A 643-nucleotide genomic window follows, 5' to 3' on the forward strand; every position below is an offset into this window, starting at 1 on the left:
CATGTCGAGGTCGACCTCGGCACCGGCGGAGAGATGCTCGTCGAACGGCACGACGATGACGCCCCGGCAGCGCGTCTCGAAGTGCGACACGATGTCCTCGACCTTGATCATCTTGCCGGTCTCGCGCACACCCGAGATGACGGTGATGGACCGCGACACGAGGTCGGCGTACCCGTGCGCCGACAGCCAGTCCAGCGTCGTACTCGCACTGCTCGCACCGTCCACCGACGGCGTCGAGATGATGATGAGCTGGTCGGCGAGGTCCAGCACCCCGCGCATGGCGCTGTAGAGCAGACCGGTACCGGAGTCGGTGAGGATCACCGGGTACTGCTTGCCCAGCACGTCGATCGCGCGCCGGTAGTCCTCGTCGTTGAACGTCGTGGACACGGCCGGGTCGACGTCGTTGGCGATGATCTCGAGGCCGGACGGAGCCTGGGACGTGAACCGCCGGATGTCCATGTACGAGTTGAGGTACGGGATCGCCTGGACGAGGTCACGGATGGTGGCCCCGGTCTCGCGCCGGACACGACGCCCGAGGGTTCCCGCGTCCGGGTTGGCGTCGATCGCGAGGATCTTGTCCTGCCGTTCCGTGGCGAGCGTGGAGCCGAGCGCGGTGGTCGTGGTCGTCTTGCCGACACCGCCC

At 67.3% G+C, this 643-nt stretch carries 1 protein-coding gene; it reads right to left on the reverse strand.

The window, feature by feature from the left end:
- The coding region (locus CCL05_RS42510; RefSeq protein ID WP_143590055.1) for a MinD/ParA family ATP-binding protein at positions 1-643 on the reverse strand (643 nt) is incomplete at both ends.

It is taken from the genome of Streptomyces africanus, from assembly GCF_002150735.1.
Classification (GTDB): domain Bacteria; phylum Actinomycetota; class Actinomycetes; order Streptomycetales; family Streptomycetaceae; genus Streptomyces; species Streptomyces africanus.